We start from the raw sequence: 14,569 nt of genomic DNA, 5'->3' as shown, positions 1-14,569 counted from the left end.
CGTCGCAGTCTGTCGAAATGATGAAAGGTACAGACAAATGAACTCCACTCTATTGCAGCGCATGCGTGTCGCTGCCGGTGTTGCTCCGCAGGATATCGCTGCCGGCGTGACTGGCCCGTTCGTTAGTGTCGTTGGCGTGGGCCGGATCCTCGCAGCGGTCGCCACTGCCAATCTTGCTGCCGGCAAGAAAGTAACTGTCCAGTTCAAGCAGGCCACGAGCGCTGCCGGGGCCGGGGCAAAGGATCTTGGGGCACCTGTCGATTTCATCGCGCCTGCAGGCGGTGCCACCATCGCACAGGGTGCCGAGGTCAAGGTGTCCGCGATTGATGATGGCTTTGAATTTGTCGCGGTTAATCTCACCACAGACGCTGGCGCTGCATTGCTAGCCTCGGCCTCGCTGTTGCTGGGCGACAATCGCTTCAACCCCTAACCAGTGACGGCCTGCCGAGCGCAGGCCGCACCCACGAGGATGATTTCAATGAGCAAGAAAGTCATTGAGCGCATGGCGCTATCCGCGTTCACGATCGGCAGCACGTCCGTCGCGAATGGTGAAATTATCAAGCTGGACGATCTGCAGTTTGATCGGGCCGTGGCAGCTGGTTGTGTGCACAAGGATGAAGGTGCCGATCAGGCGGCGCGAAGCGCCTTCGCCTCCCGCGTCAGTACGGTCGCCATCAAGTCTGCAACGGCGGCGCCGTCGCAGGCCGTACGTGTATCGGAGGCGCAGGCCGCAGCCGACGCGCAGATCAGCAAGTTCGATCAGCTGGTGGCTGATCATCGCGACAAAGCCAGTGCCGCCATTACTGCGCTCGACAAGGAAGTTGCCGATGCACGCGCTGAAGCTGATACGGCGCTTGCCAATATTGCGCAGGAAGTCACTGATGCGCGCCTGCAGGCGGACAAGGATCTCGCGGCAATTGCCGAAGAGGTCGACAACGCCAAGAAATCCGGCAAGGAAAAATAATCATGGCGACCGTCGTTATTGAACAGCCAGCGCCGATCGTCACGCCGGTTGATATAGCCGGTGACCATTCGCCGGATGACGCATCTGTCATTGCTGCAATCGGCGCTGTCACGGAAGATATCGACGGTCCCTCCGGCTGGCTTGGCAGATGCCTGGGGCCACAGATCCTCGAACAGCAGCAGTGCGATTTTAGAAAATTGCGCTTGCGGTATGTACCAGTAGTTGAAGTTGTTTCGATCGAGTTTACCGATCGAGAGGGCACAGACTGGTTAATCCCGCCTGAAAATTACCGTGTCGTTCGTTCGGACGACTACGCCGAGCTGCGCGGCGTGGCGAGTTTTCGTTGGCCGACAGATCTTGCACAAGAGCCTGATGCCGTCCGCATTCGCTATCGTGCCGGCTATGATGGCAGTAAGGGTATAGGTCCGGTGCCGCAACGTGCCCGGCAAGCCATCATTCTTGCCACGCAACAGCTGCTTTCTATTTCCGGGCCGTCGGGGCAGGTGCGATCGGAGGATGTCGAGGGCGTTGGATCCACGCAATATCTCGATGCCGACAAGGTTTCCAATATTGTGCGCTCGGCAACTGAGCGGCTGTTGTCAACGCTGAGGATATACGCATGACGCCGGGACATGCCATCGCCAAACTGGAGCGCCAGCTCACGCGCCATGGGCAGAATGTGGATCTGCGCAAGATGGCAGGGGGCGTCATCGAGTCCGAAGCGAAAGGGGTGCGGGTGTTTGTTCGCGGGTTCAAGCCTGACGAACTGGTTGGCCCGATCCTTCAAGGTGACCGAAATATTGTGCTGCTGCCCGATGCGCCTGCGCTGGCGCTCAAAAAGGGTGACAAGATCGTGGTTGCTGGGACGGTTACCAATATCGAGTCCGCCGAAATCGTCCGGATGGCTGATGTGCCGGTGCGGGTGAATGTGAGGGTGCGGGGCTGATGGCATCGACAACCACGAAGTTCGAGTTCTTCGATCGTGCTATTGCCGTTGCAACCGAGGGGCTTTCGCAGGAAGCGATTTCCGCTGCGCTGGCAAAGATGGCGAAGGAAGAGCTGGCGAAGGCATTGCGATCGGGTGAGGGCAGTCCGATCTATGAGCGTTACGTCAACCGCGTGAAAGATGCGCCGGAGGAAAGCGTCTCTGCGCCCGGCCCGATCGTGTACGAGTTTGTGTGGTGGCAGGCCATTATCAATGAGGCTCTGACGGGCTTGCGGGAATACAGCCCACGAAAGTCCGGGCGATATCAGGACTCATTCATCGTGCTGGCTGATCAGCGTCTGGTGACCAGCTATGATGATGTATCTGCGGACGCCGAGATCGTCATAACCAATGTGCAGCCATACACGCGCAAGATCCACGTCGGTGCCATGAAAATGTCGGTGCCGCCGCGATTGTTCGAGCGGGCACGCCAGCGCATGTTTCGGCGGTTTGGACAGTCGTTCATCAGCGTGCAGGTCAAGTTCCTAAACCTGTCTGCCGGCGTTTCACCGCTCGTGCCTTACATCCTGAAAGGTCATCAGCGCACAGTCGCTGCCAAGGCGGTTCGTCAATCAAGCGCCCATCGGGCAGGCCGTTCGACGCTCGCACGGCGCAAAGATACTGAAGCTGGCAAGCCTCTCACTTATCCATCACTGGTTATCAATCTGGTCCGCTGATCATGGCAACACCGCAGACATTTGAGCCGATCGAGGATTTCCTCCGGTCGCAATGGACGCTGACGCCGCTTGTTTTCGAGAATGAGAACTGGCCGCTGGAAGGTGAGCCTGCAGCGTTCGTCTTTGTCGAGATTTTTGGCGACCTGATGGATCAGGCGTCGATTGGGGCTGAGACACAAGCGGCGAACCGATGGCGCGAGAACGGGCAACTTAGCCTGCATGTGCTCGTGCCAAACGGCGGCGGTACCCGCAGGGCGCGTCAGCTTTGCCGGCAGCTCTATGATCTTTTTCGCGGTCAGGAGATCGGTTCGATCCGCTTTGGCACCGCGTCCATTGGTGCCGGTGAACCCGGCACAATGGATGGCAACTATTACGCCATGACTGTCACCATCGATTTCGAGAGGGATGAAGGATGACTATTGCCCTTGAAGTAATTCAGGCCTTCAACTCGGCGCTTCAACGTTTTTGCGTGGGCGACAAGGTCGAGGTCGATGCGGATCTGTCGCCTCACACTGCCGATAGCCTGAAATCGGCTGGCTACCTTGCTGCAATCGACCAGCACCCGGTGAAAACAAAACGCCGATCGCGCTGATCCGGCAACCTTCCTGAAAATTCAACCCTATGGAGCCATGACAATGGACAGCAATCGGCTGCGCATGACTTGGTGTGACGAAGTCACGCCGGGCGTACTTCCTGAAAACCCTCGCATGCGCACTGTGCGCCTGACCGGGGAATCCCTGCAATACAAACCGGTTTTCGTGCAGTCGGAAGAAATTCGCGCCGATCGCATGAACTCCGATCCGATCAAGGTGAATGTCCAGTCGCAGGGCGCAGTGAATGGCGAGCTGTCGTTTCCTCCCGATGGCAGTCCGTTTTCCAGCTGGTTGCGCTCGCTATTGTCCGCGCCATGGACGCTGCGCCCCAGTCGCGATAACGACGGCGCTGCCGGCAGCGTGATTTCGGATGTTGCTGGCGCGACAGGTGTGGTGACTGTAGTGGCTGGCGCGGCATTTGCTGCGGGCCATCTTGTCCGCCTGTCAGGCTTTGCTGAGGCTGCCAATAACGGCCTGTTTGCCATCACGACGGGATCTGCGACGGTGCCGGCAGTCGGTGCAGACAAGCTTGTCGATGAAGCCGCGCCGCCTGCGACGGCTCGCATTGCCGTTGTCGGTTTCGAGGGTGCTGCGGGCGACATCAAGACCGTTGCGGATGGGATCACGACGACGGCGCTTGATTTCACCACGTTTGGCCTCAAGGTCGGACAGTGGATCAAGATCGGCGGAACGGGGGCTGCTTTCCGCTTCGACGCCGAAGGCTTGAATACCTTTGCCCGCGTGGTGGCGGTGACGGCCAACAAGATCACGCTTGATAATCTGCCGATCAATTGGGCTGCGAATGCCGGCGCAGGCAAGACGATCCGGGTGTTTTTCGGTGATACGATCCGCAACGGGGTGGATCTCTTCACCGGCACGCTTGAACGCGGTTTCATGAGTCAGGCCCAGCCCACCTACATCGTGCAAAGCTCGATGGCAGTAGGGCAGGGCGAATTCACCTTTGAAGCTGAACAGATTGCCAAGTGGGTGATGACTTTCAGCGGTACCACTGGCGATCAGTCGACGGTTTCGCTCGATGACACGCCGGATCCGGAAACCAGCAATCCGGTTATGGCAGCTGCGGTCAATGTTGGCAGGATTGCCGAAAATGGCGTTGCCGTCGGTGGACCGAACTTCGTGCAGTCGTTCAAGCTGACGGTGAACAACAATCTCCGCATGATCAATGCCATCCGCAGCGACGACAAGGTCGGTCCGGTTGCGATCGGGCAGGGCAGCTTTGATGTGCAGGTCGAGCTATCCACGTATTTCGGCAGCAATGCGCTTCTTTCCAAGCTTTTTGCTGGTACGCCGACCAATATCAGTACCCGCATCGAAAAGGATAGTCAGGCGCTGATTTTCGCGGTGCCCCGATATGTCTACACCGACGGCGCAGTCTCTGCCGGTGGCAAAAATCAGGATGTGATGCTGCCGCTCACTGGACAGGCGAGCAAGGATCCGCTGACCTCGGCACATCTGATCGTGGATCGCTTCGAGTACTACGAAAAGTGACACCATCCCGCCGATACGGGTTTCGCGCGAAAACGGCGGGATAGCGGTGTCGGACGCTGTCCCGCCTCCTTCCGACAAAGGATCATGCAATGGAAAAGACAATCAAACTCAGCAGCTTGAAGGCTGATGTTGCTACCGAACGTGATGGCGAGTGGATCCTCGTCAAGAGTTGGCCTGGACTCGGTGATTTGCCCGGTCTGGCGTTCAAGGTGCGGTCGACCAACTTTCCAGCCTACCTGACCGCCAAGACAGAACGGCAGGTGGAATTTGCGCAGAAATACAACAATGACCCTGTGCCGGTCGAAGAGGTAGGTGCAGCCGACGGCGAGCTTGCTGCCGATCATTTGCTGCTGGATTGGCGCGGGCTTGATGAAAGGTATCATCCGGTGGGTGCTCGTCAGCTTCTCGCCTCGCAGGAAGGCCGACTGGTGCGCAATATGGTGTATTGGTGCGCCGGTCAGGTGGGCAAGCGTCAGGTCGAGTTTCTGGAAGCCGCAGAAAAAAACTAAGAGCCGCCTTCCGCTATCAGCTCAAGCGGAAGGGGCAGGATGACTGGCTATCCAAGCTGCGAGCGTCTGAGCCTGATGCATTCGATGCAATCCCCGCACCAAAGCCTCCACCGGAGGCGACCGGGCCTGAATGGTATGGCTATTACATCCGCGCTTGGCATTTCCTTCGGTATGACCGCCAATACGGTGCGCTTGGGGGTGAAAGCCCTATCAGCTTTCAGGCATTGGACATTTATGCCCGACGGTATCACATCGAGGGCGTCGCGTTCGATGTGTTCCGGGCGTTAGTTATGGCCATCGATGCCGAATGGCTTGATCATCTGCATGAGCTGCAGAAGCAGAGGTCCGGTTAACTATCGGGCTTCCTTGTCGGCGAGTTTGGCGAGCGTTCGTCATATAGTGCTTTGAACCATTTGAATTGCGGATACATCCAGCTGCATTCTAGACCGTGACGAACGTTATCGTCCGTAAGGACAAGCGAATACTTGTTCGTTCGCTTTATGGCTTCTTCGCACCTAGCGATAGCATCCCTCTCGCTTTGTTCGGCGCGTAGCTGATCGTCCTTGTGCTTCAGATAGATTGCGGATCCGCCTGCAACAAACAGGGCAGCTGTCAGTGCTGCACCAATAATCACCTGCATTTGTAGCCTGTCGACTGCCATGTCCCTTCCCCTGTCCCTGATGATGGCTGACGATACCCGATTCTTTTCAGCTGAGGTGCTGCTGTGACAATTCAGCTTAGTTCGCTACGGGTCGCCGCTGACTTTGACCCGGCCAATTATAAGCGGGGTATGGACCAAAAGGTCGCTGCCGACAAAGCCGGTGCGCAGTCCAGTAAATCGGTGGGCGCTGCATTGGCCCAAACTGATGCGGCGATGGAAAAGACGGCGAATGGCTCTGTCCGACTAAGCAAGGCCCTTATTGACGGCTATAGCAATGCGGCCAAGTTCGAGAGCACGCTTCGGGCCATCGGTCGTGGCCTCGATCGCGGCATGGACCTCGATCGCGCTGCGGTGCTGCTGGATGCCGCCTACAAGAAATACGGTCTGGTCGCCGACGCAATGACCCTCGTGCAGCAAGGGCACGTGAGTCTTGCTCCTTTGGTTTCATCGCTCAATCAGCGGCTTGAAGTGCAAGCTCTCGTGGCCGAACGTGCGGCGAGCGCGCAGAATAAGCTTGCCGTGGCCCAGTCCGCCCAGCTCGCCTACAATCGACGCCTTGGTGTAACGGATGGTATTGCGAGCGATGCCCGTGGTAGCGATATTGCGGCCTATGGCCGTGAACTCGATAATTTACGAGCAAAGTACAATCCGCTCTTTGCTGTAATACAGCAGTATCGTGCGGTGCAGGCAGATATCCGGCAGGCGCATTCCGTAGGCGCGCTCTCGGTCGATGAAATGACCTCAGCATTGCAGCGTGAACGCAAAGCGGCGCTCGAAAACATAGCGGCATTAAAGCAGCGAAATGACGCCCGGTCTGGTGGTCCGAGTCACTTCAACACGTCTAATCTTGCCGCTCAGGGTTTCGATATTGTCGCGACGGCCGGCTTTATGCCGTTCTACACGGTTGCCCTACAGCAGGGTCCGCAAGTTGCGCAGGTTTTTAACGATATCAAGGCGAGCGGTGAGCGGATCGGCCCGGCTGTCGCGTCTGCGTTTATGCAGCTCGTCAATCCGATTTCACTGGTAACAATTGGCTCGATCGCTGCCGGCGTGGCGTTGCTGCAATATGTTATCAATCTGGAGGACAAGATCCCTTCGGCGGACGATATTCTCTCGCGCCATCGCGAGAACATTCTGTCGATCGGGCCGGCCTACGCGAAGGTTATCGAAGAGCAGAAGCGGTTCATAGCCGAGTCCAATGCCGTCATTGCTATAAAGCTTCGTATCGATCAGGGGGATGCTCGCAAGCGACTCCTGGCGGATGCACAAGGTGCGCTCGGTGAATTGGCCAAAACTGAAGGCTTTTCACTGTTTGGATCTCGCTTTGAAGCTGCGAGCAAGGAGATTGAAGCCTTCCAGCAATCAGTCGAACGTGGCCGTCCGGCGGTCATCAAATTCCGTGAGGACATAGGCAAGCTTCGTGAGGCGGGTGTGATCTCGGAAGAGGTTGCTCAATCACTGATTAAAGCCACGGAAGAGGCGGCGGCGTCCCAACGGAATCTGGGTGAAGTTTCTGGCACTCTAAATGATTATGCGACATCCGTGCAGAATGTCGAAACCGCCATCAATCGCCTGCAACCGAACCGCGCCAATCGCGAACTTCAGGATCTGTGGGAGAAGTTCAAGGGCGGTGAGCTGAGTGCGCAGCGTCTGTTTGCGGCGATCAATAATCTGTCATTTGCAAGTCCAGATCTGAGGGCGGCAAAGGGCGAGATCCTGTCGCTCGTGGAGGCGATGCAGCTTGCCAAAGAGACCGCGAGCGGCTTTGCAAACTCCACTCCGAAAAGTGATCTTGGGTACGATCCATCGCAGCCATATCGCCCGCTTTCCCCGGATCGGTTCAATCTGCGTTTCGGTGCCGATAATGAAATCATCAACCGTCTGGAAAGCCAGAGGCGGGAGCTGGAGCGTAAGCCACGGCGATCCGACGCGGAGCGTGCGGCGCAGCGGGATGCAAATGCATACCGGGATCTGGTGAAGTCGGCGCAGGATCGCATTGACCAGATGAAGCTGGAAGAGCAGCTTGTCGGCAAGACAGGCGTTGCAGCAGATGCGTATCGTATGAAACTGGATCTGCTGCAGCGTGCGCAAGACAAGGGTCGTTCCGTCACGCCGGAGCATCGGAAAGAGCTGGAGCGGCTTGCCAAGACCTATGGCGATGTTGCCGAAAAGGTTGCGGCTCTCAGTCTCGCGGAGGAACTGCGGTTCGAACGCGAGCAGCTTTTCCGCAGCGCGACGGAACAGCGGGTCGCATCCACGCTTCGCAGCAGTGGTATCGATCCGCTTTCCAGTCAGGGGCAGATCCTCGCAGGTCAGATCCGGCTCAATGAGCAGCTCGCCGAAAACAGGGACGCCGCCCTTGATTTCGGACAATCCCTTGTTCGGGCGTTCGATGACGGCAAACTCACGATCGAGGAATTGGGGCAAGCCGGGCTTACCATTATGGATCGCCTGATTGACAAGATGCTGAATGACGTTGTCAACGCCATCATGCAGGTCGGGCAGGCCGGAGCCGGCATTGGCGGCGGGGGAGGGCTTTTCGGTTTCCTCGGCGGCTTGTTTGGCGGAGGCGGTGGGACTGGTTACTTTCCGCCTGCGCCATCAATGTCGGGCGGTCTCTATGCCAAGGGTGGTATATTTTCATCCGGCCTGTCGAGCTTCAGTGGCAATTTCACAAACCAGATTGTTTCGCGCCCTACCATGTTTGCCTTCGCAAAGGGGGTAGGCCTGATGGGTGAAGCTGGCCCGGAAGCAATCATGCCGCTTACTCGCGGGGCTGATGGCCGGCTCGGCGTCCAGAATTTCGGGTCTGGCGCCAGCCGTTCCGGATCGTCTGCCGAGGAAAGCCGTACGGTTATCCGGGTTGATCTCGGCCCGGATCTGGTCGGTCAGATTCTTGAACAAAGTGGCAAGCAGACTGTCAGCATCGTGCAGCAGCATGACGAAAACCAGCAGAACAGACGGCAGAACGGTGACACATGGTAATGCTTGTTAATCTTCCTGCTGTGCCATTTGCACAGTGCGAGTTTGACCCGATACGTCCCTCCAGCTCTGAACGCATGGAGGGACGCCGCGTCGAGGGGCAATCGACCGGCACGGCTTACTGGGTCGCCAAATACCGCACCGATTTCCTGACGCGGGAGCAATCGGGCCAGATGGCATCCTTCCGGATGAAATGCTCAGATAATGGCGGGTTCTTCCTCGGTTACGATATCGATCGGCAGCGCCCGCTCAAATATCTCGGTGGCCTCCCTGCCGGGTTTAACGGCGATGCTAATGTCCGATCGTTCATCAATACGCGGTCGGCAGAGCTGCAGGATCTGCCGCCGCTATTCGAACTGGTCGAAGGGGATTATGTCGAGTTTCGGCGATCGAACTTGCTGCGTTCCCTGCATACGATTGCGGCACCCGTCACTGGCACTGCTGCCGGTCGCGCCACCATTCAATTCGATTATCCGATTGATCTGCAGCACTTCTCAGTGCCGTGCACTGTCCATTTCCATCGGGCGAGCTGCCTGATGCAGATCGATCCCGGAAGCTGGTCTGCACCGAAGGCCATGGCTGACCGCAATGTGAGCTTCACGGCAACGGAGATGTTCTATTATGAGTAATAGTCTGGATCCTGCCGTCAAAGCTCTGATCGACAAGGGTGATATTGTCCGCCTCGATCTTATCCGCTTCGACCTGCCGGGGCGATCGGTCGGCTATCACCGTGGCGGTAGGCCGTACACCTATAACGGACTGCGCTATCTGCCGAACCGCTTTCTTGATCCCGGCACTATGACGAGTGCCGTTGGCACGTCAGTCACGACGCGTACAATCCGCTTCTCGAACATCCCGACAACGGATCCGGATGATCTTATCGCCAAGATCGAGCAGTTTGACTATCTCAATGCGCCTGTCGTTATCAGCCATCTGGCTGGCGTTCGCGGTACGGATGAAGTCGTCGGGATCCTTGTCTCCTACATCTATGAAATCGACAAGGTGAGCTACCCGAAGGGTGCTCTGCAGCGCGACGGGACGCGGACGCTGAATATCAAGATAGATCTGCAGCCGCCTGGGCGATCCGCTCGCGGCGCAACACTGGTGCGCCGATCACAGTCAGAACAGCAGTTCGATAACGATCCGAACGATACCTGTTTTGAATATGCGTCGGTCACTGCGACAGACGTCGAGGAATGGGGGCAGCGATGACTCGCTTTGAAATCATGATGCCGGTGCTGGAGGCCGAGCGATCCAAGCCCTACGTTTACGGGGAATCGGATTGCTTCTTTCTCGGCTGTCAGATGGCCGATGCCTTCGATTATACCCGCAAGATGACGGCCACCTATTGGGGTTCCTACAAAACTCTGGCCGGAGCGCAGAAGGCTTTGCGCAAGCGCGGGCATAGATCGCTTACTACGTTCTTCGCTTCCCATCTGGAGCAGATCGCGCCGGCAGCGGCCCAGATCGGCGATATCGTCGTCATCTTGGTTGATGGTGGCGAGCATGTCGGCGTTTGCCTCGGCGCTTCGGGGCGCTTTGAAACCAAGACCGCTGCCGGGCCGGCCTATTTCCGCGTCGCCGACTGTATAGCGGCATTTCGCACCTGACCTGATCTGAAGGCAAAATCTCTATGATTTTCACTGCTATTGGCACGGCCATAGCGGGTGCGCTTTTTGGCGGCTCGTTGCTGGCTGCATCCCTGATTGCTGGCGGTCTGGCTTTTGCGGCCAAGCTCGGCATCACCAATTATATGAACCGCCGCAAGGCGCGCAAATATTCTGCGGTTCAAGGCGAAGTCCAGTACGGTGCCGACGTTGCGGCCACAACTCTTTACGGCATCGGCAAAACACGCGGGCACCGTGTGTTTTACGGCAAGTGGGGTTCGGGCAACAAATACAATGCTGACGTTTACATGCTGGCAAACGGCTGGTGTGACGGGCTGGAGCCGTATGTCTTCTTCTATGGTCAGCGCTACAATCTGGTCGAGCGCCCGAAGATCGGGGGCGAGGCTGCGCATTATGGCGTGACGGGCTTCGGCGACCTCATATCGATCCGCTTCTATGATGGCAGGCCGGGGCAGCCCGTCGATCAGAAGCTTGTCAACGATACCGTCGGGCTGGGCCGCAGCTGGAAGCAATCCAGCGTTTGCGCCGGCTACACGTATGTTGTGTTCGAGCGCAAATACGACAGCGACAAGTTCGAGAAGGGTCGCATTGAGATAGAATGGGTTCTACGCGGCCTGCGCTGCTACGATGTGCGCAAGGACAGCACGATCGCGGGCGGATCCGGTTCACACCGCCTCGACAATCCCGCCACGTGGGAATTTACGCTCAATCCCGCCGTGCAGCGCATGAACTATCAGATCGGTCTGCGCGGCCTTGTTTCTGGTCGCACGTTGATCGGCGAGGGCAAGTCGATCGGTCAGCTGGATCTTGGCACCTATCTGGCGTCGATGAACGTCTGCGATGAGCAGCGGGGCGGCAAGCCGCGTTACAGCTGCAATATCTGGGTCAATGGTGACGACGATCACACGGAAATCCTCAAGGAATTTGAGGATGCGATGGCGGGCTTTGCCGTCAATCGTCGCGGGCTGTCCGGTGTCATCGCCGGTGCGCCTCAAGTACCCGTCATCAACATCGGGCCTGACGATCTGCCGGCAGAGCGGGAATCGGAAATCTCGTACCGGAAGTCCGCGTTCGATCTCTACAACATGATGTCGGGCCAGTTTACGTCTCCCGACAGCAACTGGGGAACGGAAAGTCTCAAACCGATCGTTGTCAATGCCGACGTTGCTGCTGACGGCCGTCGCCGGCAGACTTCCTATGACTTCCTGCAGGTGACCGATGCCGATGCGGCGCAATATCTGCTCAACATCCGCTATCGCCAGCAACGGCTTGGCGGCAAGGTTACACTTCCGGTCAGCTGGCGCATCGGTACTTTTGCGCAGGAAGGCGATTGGGTAACTTTCGACGGCCTCACATGGATGGTCGAGGAATGGCGCTGCAGCGACGATTTCCGCTTCACCCTCGTGCTGAGCGAAACGGCAGCAAGCATCTACTCTGAAGATGGCATAGAGCCGGGGCCGATCGTCATTCCGCCAGATGAGCCGATCAATCCATCCCTGCTTTCGACGGTGCAGAACTTCAACATCGAGGTCGGCAGCGTAAAGGGTGCGGATGGATACGAGCAGCCGGCACTTCGCTTTACTTGGAAGCCTCCCGAAGATCCGACAATCACCGCTGTGCGGTTCTTCTATCGCATCGCCGATGAGGATCAGGATTTTCAGGATCAGTGCACGGATCCCGAAGCGGGCGTCTATGTCACCACAAAGGACGTGCAGTCGGGTCGCTTCTATCAGGGAAGGGCAACCATTACGACGGTACCGGATCGCTTCAAGAGCTTCACGCCTTGGAAAACGACGGTATCGCCGACGGGTATGCAGAGTGTCGTTGTCGAGCTGGAGCAGACGCGAGGGGCGCTGAAGGAAGCGCTCAAGAGCATAACCAGTCTTTACGATCAGGTTGATGATCTGGTCGAACAGCTGGCGGCTGCGACAGCGGTCGGTACCGGTCAGAACATCCTGACAAGTGCTGCGATCGTCAAAACCACAAACGGGCTTGCCGCATCCTTCATCGAACAGGTCGCCAAGATCGAAGAGGTTGAAGGGAAAATGGAGGCGACCGCAAGCTTGCTTGCAGGTGTGCAGGCGCAGGTTGACGATGTTTCGGCTTCAGGTCTGCTTTCCATCAAGGGAGTCACAAACCCTGCGGACGGCGTGTACTCGCAGGCAACCGTTTCGGTTCGAGCCTCGCGAGGATCGCAGGAAGCCAAATCATCGCAGATCTGGCGCGTTGTCGACCGGAATGGGCAGCTCGTTTCGGAAAACATTATGTATGCGGACCGCACCATTTTCGTCAGCGAGGATGGTGGCACGGTCGGTATCCCGATTGTCATCGAGAATGGCGAGCTGAAGCTGCGCGTGGGCCGTATCGATACGGCCTATTTCAACCAGCTCCAATCCACCAACGGCAAGCTGATCCTGCGCGGATATGGCGATCTTTCCGATATCAGGATGTTCCGATAATGGCTCAATTCTTTATGGGTTATAAGCCCGGCGTAGGTCCTGTGATCAAGGATCTAGTCTATGATACCGACGATCCCCTGACGCTGGCGAATGATGCCTACGACCGCTATTACTTCAACTCGGAAACGCAGAACCTATCCTATCTCTGGGACAAGTTCCATTTTTCCAACGGCTTTAATCCTGCGGTTTATGTCACGTCGACGGGTGTAAACGGCAATCTTTATGTGATTGACGGCTTGTCGCCGACCGTCGCGAAGCGGGCGCTCTGTGCACAGCGCGTCAGTGACACTGATTATTTCATGTATTATGAAATATTCGCCCGCTTCGCCGACCTCGGTATCGTGCCGATCTTTGAAGCAAAGTTGATGGACGCTTGGGGTCGCGTCAGGGTTGGTTATATCAATAGCCCGTCGGGCAATAAGGATCGCGTCCAAACTGTGCGGTCCTACAATTCCGACATTACCTTTTCCACGCCGGGGGCTACTGGCGTGGGCGGTAACAATATCCGAGGCTTTCGCAGCATTCATCCCGATCTTGGATATACGGGATGGGTGGGACGCATTAACAATAATGAGTCGCCGTATTCAAACACTCTGGTGAACGATGAGAGCGGTGGATTTTATCGAGTCTTGGTCTGTCAATGGGATCTGCCGGCGAACAATGCGCCGATAACATCCCCAGATGCACCGCCTGTTGTCGGTCAGGAAATGTTGCGGATCAATCCGTCAATGTTCGTTCTCACGCGCAGGGGGTTCGAGGTCGATAATTCAGCCGGCCGGCAGCGGTTGATCGATAGCGCCCGCATACCGAATATGTGCATCATGATGGGGCAGACGCCACTCATTGCCGCGAACAGCTCCATTTACGTGCCGCGCACAACATCGTTTCCGCTTCACGAGTCAATGTTCGTGGACACGATTATCGCGCTGCAAGGGCTGGATTTCACCATTCCTGCCGTTGATCGCACGGCAAACAAGACCGGGCGGCAAATGCGCGTCTACTACCGTATAGATCCAAACGGCATCACCTTTAGTGTTGAGGGGGATTATGCGGTCTACGTGCGGTACATGGTCTATGCGACCAGCACACAAGCCCAGACCTCTGGCGGATCTGCCGTCATGCGTAGCCTTGAGGGCGGTCACGTCCAGATCAAGCGACCCGGTTCCAGCGATAGCGCGCCAAGTGGCAACGATATCCTGTTCGATACCCGGTTTCCTTCGGTCAGGGTGATGATGAGTGACTGGATCCCAGCGTCGTCGTTTTCGGCGGCGAACGTTCTCGATGGGCAGTACGGCTCGCATGCCGCGATCGTCAATTTCAACGGGGCCGGGCAGTTCATCTTCCCGAAGGTCATGTGCAACTGGCCGGAACGGATCACGCAAGGTTTCCATCAATACATCCGTGCGCCGGGCACGAACAACTGGAAGCCGACCAACCAGTCATGCGTGACGGTCGTGCAGGAAAACCGCATTGTCGTTCACATCAATCCCGGCGCTGACACGGACATTGATACCGGGTCTGGCGGGTTTCTCCGAAACCTCCCGGATCCGGATGGTGTCCGCTACCACATTCTGAGCGCCCGCTTGGCCGCCTGAACCTTCA

The 14,569-nt window shown here is 57.2% G+C and carries 16 protein-coding genes; 15 read left to right on the top strand and 1 reads right to left on the bottom strand.

Annotation, left to right across the window (positions count from 1 at the left end; genetic code table 11):
* The first annotated feature begins 37 nt into the window (after positions 1 to 37).
* The 9 genes from AC0TOF_RS19310 (at position 38) to AC0TOF_RS19270 (ending at position 5,237) form a co-directional block, all read left to right on the top strand.
* Positions 38 to 430: a hypothetical protein gene (locus tag AC0TOF_RS19310; RefSeq protein WP_473769446.1), complete on the top strand. Its 393-nt coding sequence runs from the start codon at positions 38 to 40 to the stop codon at positions 428 to 430.
* A 48-nt stretch (positions 431 to 478) separates the two neighbouring features.
* Positions 479 to 964, top strand: coding sequence for a hypothetical protein (locus AC0TOF_RS19305; RefSeq protein WP_473769445.1), 486 nt, complete (start codon positions 479 to 481; stop codon positions 962 to 964).
* Between the two features lie 2 nt (positions 965 to 966).
* Positions 967 to 1,587, top strand: a complete 621-nt coding sequence (locus AC0TOF_RS19300; RefSeq protein ID WP_473769444.1) for a hypothetical protein — start codon at positions 967 to 969, stop codon at positions 1,585 to 1,587.
* Positions 1,584 to 1,910: a hypothetical protein gene (locus AC0TOF_RS19295; RefSeq protein ID WP_473769443.1), complete on the top strand. Its 327-nt coding sequence runs from the start codon at positions 1,584 to 1,586 to the stop codon at positions 1,908 to 1,910. The genes AC0TOF_RS19300 and AC0TOF_RS19295 overlap by 4 nt, the downstream gene beginning before the upstream one ends.
* Positions 1,910 to 2,626, top strand: coding sequence for a hypothetical protein (locus AC0TOF_RS19290; RefSeq protein ID WP_473769442.1), 717 nt, complete (start codon positions 1,910 to 1,912; stop codon positions 2,624 to 2,626). The genes AC0TOF_RS19295 and AC0TOF_RS19290 overlap by 1 nt, the downstream gene beginning before the upstream one ends.
* A gap of 2 nt (positions 2,627 to 2,628) precedes the next feature.
* The gene (locus AC0TOF_RS19285) at positions 2,629 to 3,042 is read left to right on the top strand and encodes a hypothetical protein (RefSeq protein ID WP_128005880.1); all 414 of its coding nucleotides are present in this window, start codon (positions 2,629 to 2,631) and stop codon (positions 3,040 to 3,042) included.
* Positions 3,039 to 3,218 carry a hypothetical protein gene (locus tag AC0TOF_RS19280; RefSeq protein ID WP_128005881.1) on the top strand — a complete coding sequence of 60 codons (180 nt, stop codon included), beginning with the start codon at positions 3,039 to 3,041 and terminating at the stop codon, positions 3,216 to 3,218. The genes AC0TOF_RS19285 and AC0TOF_RS19280 overlap by 4 nt, the downstream gene beginning before the upstream one ends.
* A gap of 43 nt (positions 3,219 to 3,261) precedes the next feature.
* Positions 3,262 to 4,728, top strand: coding sequence for a phage tail tube protein (locus tag AC0TOF_RS19275; RefSeq protein WP_473769441.1), 1,467 nt, complete (start codon positions 3,262 to 3,264; stop codon positions 4,726 to 4,728).
* Between the two features lie 89 nt (positions 4,729 to 4,817).
* Positions 4,818 to 5,237 (top strand): hypothetical protein, encoded by a 420-nt coding sequence (locus AC0TOF_RS19270; RefSeq protein ID WP_473769440.1) that lies wholly within the window; start codon positions 4,818 to 4,820, stop codon positions 5,235 to 5,237.
* Positions 5,238 to 5,586: 349 nt separating this feature from the next.
* Here the strand turns inward: AC0TOF_RS19270 and AC0TOF_RS19265 are convergent, their stop codons facing one another.
* A complete protein-coding gene (locus tag AC0TOF_RS19265; protein WP_473769439.1) occupies positions 5,587 to 5,898 on the bottom strand; it encodes a hypothetical protein in 312 nt (103 codons plus the stop codon).
* A 129-nt stretch (positions 5,899 to 6,027) separates the two neighbouring features.
* On the opposite strand from AC0TOF_RS19265, the gene AC0TOF_RS19260 reads away from it, so the two are divergent.
* From AC0TOF_RS19260 to AC0TOF_RS19235, 6 genes are read left to right on the top strand one after another with little or no spacing between them, the layout of a single operon-like run.
* Positions 6,028 to 8,883 carry a hypothetical protein gene (locus AC0TOF_RS19260; protein ID WP_473769438.1) on the top strand — a complete coding sequence of 952 codons (2,856 nt, stop codon included), beginning with the start codon at positions 6,028 to 6,030 and terminating at the stop codon, positions 8,881 to 8,883.
* Positions 8,883 to 9,509: a hypothetical protein gene (locus AC0TOF_RS19255; RefSeq protein ID WP_473769437.1), complete on the top strand. Its 627-nt coding sequence runs from the start codon at positions 8,883 to 8,885 to the stop codon at positions 9,507 to 9,509. The genes AC0TOF_RS19260 and AC0TOF_RS19255 overlap by 1 nt, the downstream gene beginning before the upstream one ends.
* Positions 9,502 to 10,092, top strand: coding sequence for a DUF2163 domain-containing protein (locus AC0TOF_RS19250; protein ID WP_231771591.1), 591 nt, complete (start codon positions 9,502 to 9,504; stop codon positions 10,090 to 10,092). The genes AC0TOF_RS19255 and AC0TOF_RS19250 overlap by 8 nt, the downstream gene beginning before the upstream one ends.
* Positions 10,089 to 10,490 carry a DUF6950 family protein gene (locus AC0TOF_RS19245; RefSeq protein WP_473769436.1) on the top strand — a complete coding sequence of 134 codons (402 nt, stop codon included), beginning with the start codon at positions 10,089 to 10,091 and terminating at the stop codon, positions 10,488 to 10,490. Before AC0TOF_RS19250 ends, AC0TOF_RS19245 begins: the two co-directional genes overlap by 4 nt.
* Positions 10,491 to 10,513: 23 nt before the next feature.
* Positions 10,514 to 12,967: a phage tail protein gene (locus tag AC0TOF_RS19240; RefSeq protein ID WP_473769435.1), complete on the top strand. Its 2,454-nt coding sequence runs from the start codon at positions 10,514 to 10,516 to the stop codon at positions 12,965 to 12,967.
* Entirely contained in the window at positions 12,967 to 14,562 is a 1,596-nt protein-coding gene (locus AC0TOF_RS19235; RefSeq protein WP_473769434.1) for a hypothetical protein, read from the top strand. The genes AC0TOF_RS19240 and AC0TOF_RS19235 overlap by 1 nt, the downstream gene beginning before the upstream one ends.
* The last annotated feature ends 7 nt before the right edge of the window (positions 14,563 to 14,569 follow it).

Source organism: Ochrobactrum sp. PL_is501 (genome assembly GCF_055816895.1).
Note: the sequence above shows the minus strand (reverse complement) of the source record. Positions and strands in the feature narration are given on the sequence as shown.

Coding starts and splice junctions, on each gene's coding strand:
- AC0TOF_RS19310 (WP_473769446.1), top strand. CDS start 38: ATGAACTCCACTCTATTGCAGCGCATGCGTGTCGCTGCCGGTGTTGCT.
- AC0TOF_RS19305 (WP_473769445.1), top strand. CDS start 479: ATGAGCAAGAAAGTCATTGAGCGCATGGCGCTATCCGCGTTCACGATC.
- AC0TOF_RS19300 (WP_473769444.1), top strand. CDS start 967: ATGGCGACCGTCGTTATTGAACAGCCAGCGCCGATCGTCACGCCGGTT.
- AC0TOF_RS19295 (WP_473769443.1), top strand. CDS start 1,584: ATGACGCCGGGACATGCCATCGCCAAACTGGAGCGCCAGCTCACGCGC.
- AC0TOF_RS19290 (WP_473769442.1), top strand. CDS start 1,910: ATGGCATCGACAACCACGAAGTTCGAGTTCTTCGATCGTGCTATTGCC.
- AC0TOF_RS19285 (WP_128005880.1), top strand. CDS start 2,629: ATGGCAACACCGCAGACATTTGAGCCGATCGAGGATTTCCTCCGGTCG.
- AC0TOF_RS19280 (WP_128005881.1), top strand. CDS start 3,039: ATGACTATTGCCCTTGAAGTAATTCAGGCCTTCAACTCGGCGCTTCAA.
- AC0TOF_RS19275 (WP_473769441.1), top strand. CDS start 3,262: ATGGACAGCAATCGGCTGCGCATGACTTGGTGTGACGAAGTCACGCCG.
- AC0TOF_RS19270 (WP_473769440.1), top strand. CDS start 4,818: ATGGAAAAGACAATCAAACTCAGCAGCTTGAAGGCTGATGTTGCTACC.
- AC0TOF_RS19265 (WP_473769439.1), bottom strand. CDS start 5,898: ATGGCAGTCGACAGGCTACAAATGCAGGTGATTATTGGTGCAGCACTG.
- AC0TOF_RS19260 (WP_473769438.1), top strand. CDS start 6,028: ATGGACCAAAAGGTCGCTGCCGACAAAGCCGGTGCGCAGTCCAGTAAA.
- AC0TOF_RS19255 (WP_473769437.1), top strand. CDS start 8,883: ATGCTTGTTAATCTTCCTGCTGTGCCATTTGCACAGTGCGAGTTTGAC.
- AC0TOF_RS19250 (WP_231771591.1), top strand. CDS start 9,502: ATGAGTAATAGTCTGGATCCTGCCGTCAAAGCTCTGATCGACAAGGGT.
- AC0TOF_RS19245 (WP_473769436.1), top strand. CDS start 10,089: ATGACTCGCTTTGAAATCATGATGCCGGTGCTGGAGGCCGAGCGATCC.
- AC0TOF_RS19240 (WP_473769435.1), top strand. CDS start 10,514: ATGATTTTCACTGCTATTGGCACGGCCATAGCGGGTGCGCTTTTTGGC.
- AC0TOF_RS19235 (WP_473769434.1), top strand. CDS start 12,967: ATGGCTCAATTCTTTATGGGTTATAAGCCCGGCGTAGGTCCTGTGATC.